Raw genomic sequence first — 6,108 nt, 5'->3', positions numbered from 1 at the left:
TGGGTTCCTGACCCGTGTGAAGGGTACGGAACCCACAACACGATGGGTGAACCCACCGTGTTGCAACCCGTCGCCGCGGCCGACCTGGACGGCATATGGAAACCCGGTAGCGCTGACGACCACGCCACCACCCAGTGTCCAAGGTCCCGGGACGGTGTGCACGGTCCCAGAAGGGTGTGCGCGGTCCCAGAAGGGTGTGCACGGTCCCGGGATGGTGTGTAAACCCGGCGGTGTAGCGAAAACGATCAAGTCCGCCGACCTCACCCGGCGGCACGATGGGTCCATGACCGATGTGTTCGCCGCCTTTGTCGACGTGCTCACCGACGCGCTGGACGACCACGACGCGACCGCCGACGAGCTCGCGGCGCGGGTCCGGCTGTCGCGGTCGCACCTGGACCGGATGGTCGAGGCGGCGGCCGGCGAGCGGCCCGGTCACCTGCGCCGGCGCATCCTGCTCGAGCGGGCGGCGTACCGGCTGGTGACCGGCGGCGGCAGCATCCTCGACGTCGCGGTCGAGGCCGGGTACGGCTCACACGAGGCGTTCACGCGCGCCTTCAGCCGTGCGTACGGCGTACCGCCCGCGCAGTGGCGGGGACAGCCCGACCGCATCCGGCTGGGTGCACCGAGCGGCATCCATTTCCACCCGCCGAACGGGTTGCGGGTACCGGCGAGAGACGAGGTGAGTTCCGTGGATCTGATCCGGACGATGATCGACCACCACATCTGGCTGCTCGGCCGGATGCTCCAGCAGGCATCGGCACTCGACGCCGACCAACTGGACCGGCCGATCGAGCTGTCTGTCGAAGGGATCGACGACGACCCGACGTTGCGGTCGCTGCTGTCCCGGCTGGTCGGACAGCTCGGCATGTGGCACGCGAACCTGACCGGCACGCCGTACGACTTCGCCGTCGAGCAGGGTGCGAGCGTGCAGAGCATGCAGCGCCGGTTGAACGAGGTCGGTCCGGCGTTCGCGCAAGAGGTCGGCGAGTTGTGTACGGCGAACCGCCTGGACGAGCTGATCGTCTGCCCGGGTGAGAACGCCGAAGTGTTCTCGGCCGGTGGGATGATCGCGCATGTGCTGGCGTTCGGCGCCTTCCGCCGGACGCTCGCGGTCGGCGCGCTGCACGACGCCGGCTGCGAGGACCTGGACAGCGGCGACCCGATCCGTTGGATGAGCCAATGACGGCGCAGCTGTTGTCGGTGAACGTCGTCCACGAACTGATCCGCGGGCCGTCGCGCTGGACGGCGATCGACAAGCGCCCGGTCGACGGCTCCGTGGCAGTCGACGAGCTGGGCCTCGAAGGCGATCAGCAGTGCGACCAGCGGTACCATGGCGGCCGCGACAAAGCGTTGTACGCCTACGCGATCGAGGACGCCGACTGGTGGGCGGACGAACTCGGACGCGAGGTCCCACCCGGCCTGTTCGGCGAGAACCTGACGACCACCGGGCTCGACATCACCAACGCAGTGGTCGGCGAGCGCTGGCAGATCGGCGGTTCGGTGCACGGGATCCTGGTCGAGGTCAGTTCACCGCGCACGCCGTGCAGCAATCTCTCCGGGCGGATGGGCATCCACCGCTTCCACCACCGCTTCGTCCGCACCGGCCGCGTCGGCGCCTACCTTCGGGTGCTGAAGCCCGGCAAGGTACGGGCCGGCAATCGGATCCAGGTCGTCCATCGTCCCGGCAACGCCCGGAGCATCGGCGCGATCGCCCGCCGGGAGTGACGCTGGGTCAGTTCAGGCGCGGCGTACGTGGGTGACGTCGCCGGCTGCCAAGGGGCGTGGGCCGTCAGGGGTGTCCACGATCAGGCGGCCGTCGTCCGCGAGATCACGCGCGATGCCTTCGAGGAACGTGCCGTCGGGCAGCTCCACCCGGACGGCGCGTCGAAGCGTCGCGGACAGCAGGCGGTACTCCGGCAGCACCACCTCCGGATCGCCGGCGGCGTCCACCCACGTCCGGTAGCGCGACGCGAGCTCTCGCAGTACGGCGGCCATGACCGTGGCTCGGTCGGTGGTCGACGCGTTCTCCAACGCCAACGACGTGGCTGCCTCGTGCGGCTTCTCCGACTCGCGAAGCGTCACGTTGAGGCCGATGCCGACCACCGCCGCGGGTCCCTCGACGCGCTCCAGCAGGATGCCGGCGAGCTTGCGGTCCTCGATCAGTACGTCGTTCGGCCACTTCACCTGAGCAGGTACCTCAGCGACCTCCCGTACGGCGGCTGCCACCGCCAGCGGAGCCAGCAACCCCAGCCAGGGCCAGCGTGCCGCGTCGACCGTGGTCGGGCGCAGTAGTACTGACATGAGAAGTGCCGACTGCGGTGGAGTAGTCCACGTACGCCCCAGACGCCCGCGACCGGACGACTGGTACTCCGCAGCCACCACAAGGCCCTCTGGCTGCCCTCCTGCCGCGGCAGCGGCCACAACAGCGTTCGTCGACGGCGTCTCCTCGAGAACGTCGATCTGCGTCCACAGGGCACCAGGACGCACCAGCCGCCCCCGCAGGAACTTAGCGTCCAGCGGCGGCCGATCCAGGTCGCTGAACATCAGCCGGTGTTCTGCAGGCCGGCGGCGACACCCGAAACGGTCAGCAACAGCAGCCGCCGAGTGCGGACGACCTGCTCCTCGTCCAGTGAGTCGTCGGTGCGCAGCGTCCGCAGAGCACGCAACTGCAGGTAGCTGAGCGCATCGACGTACGGGTTGCGCAGCTCGACCGCACGACCCAGGACACGGCGTCCCTGCAGCAGCCGCTCCTGATTGAGCACCTTGAGCACCCACTCGGTGGTGAGTGCATGCTCGTCCAGCATCTGCTGCGTCAGCTCGGGCCGGTCGCCCAGCTCGAGGTAGCGACCGAGAATGCGCCGGTCCGTCTTGGCCAGCGACATCTCGGCGTTCTCCAGCATCACCTGGAACAGTGGCCAGTTCTGGTTCGCGTCCCGGAGCAGGTCGACGTCACCGACCGCGGCGAGCGCCGTACCGAGGCCGAACCAGCCCGGTGCGTTCACCCGCGCCTGCGACCACGCGAACACCCACGGGATCGCCCGCAGGTCCTCCAGCGAGGACACCGCGACACCGCGGCGCGCCGGCCGCGAACCGAGCGGTAGCTGCCCCAGCTCCTCCAGCGGGGTCACCGTACTGAACCACTCCGCGAACCCGTCCGCCTTCACCAGCCGGTGGTACGCCGTACGCGCCGCCTCGTCGAGTGTCTTCGCCACCACGGCGAACCGGTCGGCTGCGGCCGCAGCTCGCTCCTCGATCGCCGGTGTGGACGCCAGCAGGGTCGCCGCGGTCACCTGCTCGATGTGCCGCTGCGCGATGGCCGCGTTCCCGTACCGGGCCGGGATTGCCTCGCCCTGTTCGGTGAGCTTGAACCGCCCGGCGACCGAGCCGGGAGCCTGTGCGAGTACGGCGCGGTTCGCGGGACCACCGCCGCGCCCCAGCGCACCGCCTCGGCCGTGGAACAGCGTCAGCCGGATCGCGTTGCGCTGCGCCCAGGCGGTGATGCGCGCCTGCGCGTCGTAGAGCGCCAGCGTCGCCGACACCGGGCCGACGTCCTTCGCGGAGTCGGAGTACCCGAGCATGACCTCGAAGCGGCGGTCGTTCGCCGTCAGCCGGTGCCGCACCCGGGTGAGCTGGATCGCGTTGTCCAGTACCTCGACCGAGTTCTGCAGGTCCTCACCGGTCTCGAACAGCGGTACGACGTCCAACTCGATCGGCCGTCCGTCGAGCGCGGCGTCGGCCAGCTCGTACACGGCGGCCAGGTCGCCGGCATTGCGCGTGAACGACACGACGTACCGACGGCAGGCCTCCGGACCGAACCGCTGCTGGATCTGTGCGATCACGCGCAGCGTCGCGAGCACTTCCTCCGTCTGGTCGGACAGCTCACCGCCGCCGAGCACCTCCTCCAGCGCCTTGGCGTGCACCGACGAGTGCTGGCGGATCTCCAGCTCGGCCAGGTGGAAGCCGAACGACTTCACCTGCCAGATGAGCTGCTGCAGCTCACCGAACGCCTGGCGTGGTGCGCCGGCGCTGACCAGCGAGTCCTGCAGGACCTTGAGCTCGTGCAGGAAGTCGTCGGCCCGCGGGTACCCGAAGTCGGCGTCGCGGGCCCGGGTCGCGGCCAGGCGGCGCGCCGACAGCAGCAGGAGCTGCCGGTGCGGCTCGGCCGGCGAGCGCGTCTCGATATCCGCGATCAGGTCCGGGTTGACGGCGCGGGCGTCCTCCAGAATCCGCCGTACCGGAGCCGACGGCGGCGTGGTGGCGGCGTCCAGGGTGAGCGCGCGGCCCAGCGCCTCGGTCGCCCGCTCGAGTGCCCGCAGTACGTGGTCCGCCTGGATCTGCATCGCCTCGCGGGTGATCGCCGCGGTGACGTTCGGGTTGCCGTCGCGGTCGCCGCCGATCCACGAGCCCAGATGCATGAACGGCGCCACCGCAGGCGGCCGTGTCCCGGCGGCCTCACCGGCCATCGCGTCGTCGAGCCGCCGGTACACGTTCGGTACGACGTCGAACAGGGTCTCCTCGAACACCGCCATCGCCGACCGCACCTCGTCCAACGGCGACGGACGGCTGGTGCGCAGCTGCGACGTACGCCACAGCACGTCGACCTGCTCGATCAGGCGGCGGCGGTTCTCGGCCAGCTCGCTCTCGCCGGCGCGCGGGTCGTGCCGCTCGGTCAGCAGCGACGTGATCCGGCGGATCGTCGCCAGCACGGCCCGACGGCGCGCCTCGGTCGGGTGCGCGGTCAGTACGGGACGGAACTCCAGACCGTTGAGCAGGGCGCGCGCCTGCTGCTCGCCGCTGTCGCGGGAGATCTGCTCGACCGCCTGCGCCAGCTCCGACACCACCGCCTCGCTGCCGGTGCGGTCCCGCTCCCGCAGCACGCGGGCCCGGTGCAGCTCCTCGCTGAGGTTGGTCAGGTGGAAGTAGCAGGTGAAGGCCCGCGCGACATCCTCGGCCCGCTCGTGCGGCCAGGACGCCACCAGCTCCTCGGCCGCGGCGCCGTCACCGGCGATGGTCAGCTCGCGCAGCTTCTCGACGTCGTCCAGCAGCGACTGCCCGGCGTACTCGACCAGAACCTTGCCGAGGATCTCACCGAGCAGGCGGACGTCGGCCCTGAGCTCCTCAGGCACCTCGAACCGCGCGCGGGTACGGGTCTCACTTCCGGTCTCGCTCACGTTCGCCCACCCTATCGGCGCACACCCACCCACGCCGCCCCGTCCGCCCACTGGAAGCCGATCGTGACCGCCCGGCTCCACCGAACTCACCCCGTCCGGCGCCTGGGGAGAACCCTCCTGGGAGAGTTTTCGCGCGAACTCTGGAGACTTTTGCCCCGCCACGAGGGCAAAACCCTCCTACGAAGGATTCAGACGTTGCCGAAGCCGCCGGCGACGACCTGGGCGACGGTGCGGGCGAGCTCCGCCGGGGTGCGATCGGTGCCGTCGACGACGAGCATCCGGGCGCACGACTCGATCATCGAAGCGAGCAACTCGGCGAGAACCGGGAGGTTCGCGTCCGGGTCGGCGACTCCGGGGAGTGACTGCAACAACGTCAGCCGCAGACTCTCCACGAGGAACGCCCGTGCCGCGCGAACACGCTCCGCGACCACCGGCGCCGCGCCGTACTGCGCCCCGAACACGATCCGCCACGACTGCGGGTTCTTCTGTACGGCGGTGAGGAACGCGGTCACGCCGTCGAGCACGTGCTCCTCGGGCGTACCGACCGTGGGATCGGCCGGCAGCGCGGAGACGATCGAGATGACCAGGTGCTGTTCCTCGCGGGCGAGCAGGGCCAGTAGCAACTCGTCGCGGTTCGCGAACGAGTCGTACACCACCGGCTTGGTCACCCCGGCGGCGTCTGCGACCGACTGCATCGTGGTCCCGGCGTACCCCTTCGCGTTGAACACCTCGAGCGCCGCGTCCAGGATCATCGGCCGGCGCCGCTCCGGACCGAGGTGCCGCGCACGCCGGCGCTTCGCACCAGTTCGACCGGGCGATTCGGCGTCCTCGACCACTTGACAAAGCTACAGCAGCGTAGGAAATTCCTACGGTCTGGTAGGGAAGTTCGCCGGGCACGCGTCGGCCGACCGGGCCGAAGGCGCCCGAAGAGCTTCCC

At 70.2% G+C, this 6,108-nt stretch carries 5 protein-coding genes; 2 read left to right on the top strand and 3 right to left on the bottom strand.

The annotated features are described in order from the left end of the window. The first annotated feature begins 283 nt into the window (after positions 1–283). Complete coding sequence (locus AB0B82_RS21230; protein WP_360170946.1) at positions 284–1,183, top strand: helix-turn-helix transcriptional regulator; 900 nt, start codon at positions 284–286, stop codon at positions 1,181–1,183. Beyond that, the gene (locus AB0B82_RS21225; protein ID WP_360170943.1) at positions 1,180–1,725 is read left to right on the top strand and encodes an MOSC domain-containing protein; all 546 of its coding nucleotides are present in this window, start codon (positions 1,180–1,182) and stop codon (positions 1,723–1,725) included. Before AB0B82_RS21230 ends, AB0B82_RS21225 begins: the two co-directional genes overlap by 4 nt. Before the next feature lie 12 nt (positions 1,726–1,737). On the opposite strand, the gene AB0B82_RS21220 is transcribed toward AB0B82_RS21225, so the two are convergent. From AB0B82_RS21220 to AB0B82_RS21210, 3 genes are all read right to left on the bottom strand, one after another. Continuing rightward, the gene (locus tag AB0B82_RS21220) at positions 1,738–2,544 is read right to left on the bottom strand and encodes a biotin--[acetyl-CoA-carboxylase] ligase (protein WP_360170940.1); all 807 of its coding nucleotides are present in this window, start codon (positions 2,542–2,544) and stop codon (positions 1,738–1,740) included. Next, complete coding sequence (locus AB0B82_RS21215; RefSeq protein ID WP_360170937.1) at positions 2,544–5,171, bottom strand: phosphoenolpyruvate carboxylase; 2,628 nt, start codon at positions 5,169–5,171, stop codon at positions 2,544–2,546. The genes AB0B82_RS21220 and AB0B82_RS21215 overlap by 1 nt, the downstream gene beginning before the upstream one ends. Positions 5,172–5,359: 188 nt before the next feature. After that, complete coding sequence (locus AB0B82_RS21210; protein ID WP_360170934.1) at positions 5,360–6,007, bottom strand: TetR/AcrR family transcriptional regulator; 648 nt, start codon at positions 6,005–6,007, stop codon at positions 5,360–5,362. Between the last annotated feature and the right edge of the window lie 101 nt (positions 6,008–6,108).

This window comes from Kribbella sp. NPDC048915 (assembly GCF_040649595.1).
GTDB lineage: Bacteria > Actinomycetota > Actinomycetes > Propionibacteriales > Kribbellaceae > Kribbella.
Note: the sequence above shows the minus strand (reverse complement) of the source record. Positions and strands in the feature narration are given on the sequence as shown.

What these genes read in the sequence shown, in the direction of transcription:
- AB0B82_RS21230 (WP_360170946.1), top strand. Translation starts at nt 284, where the DNA reads ATGACCGATGTGTTCGCCGCCTTTGTCGACGTGCTCACCGACGCGCTG.
- AB0B82_RS21225 (WP_360170943.1), top strand. Translation starts at nt 1,180, where the DNA reads ATGACGGCGCAGCTGTTGTCGGTGAACGTCGTCCACGAACTGATCCGC.
- AB0B82_RS21220 (WP_360170940.1), bottom strand. Translation starts at nt 2,544, where the DNA reads ATGTTCAGCGACCTGGATCGGCCGCCGCTGGACGCTAAGTTCCTGCGG.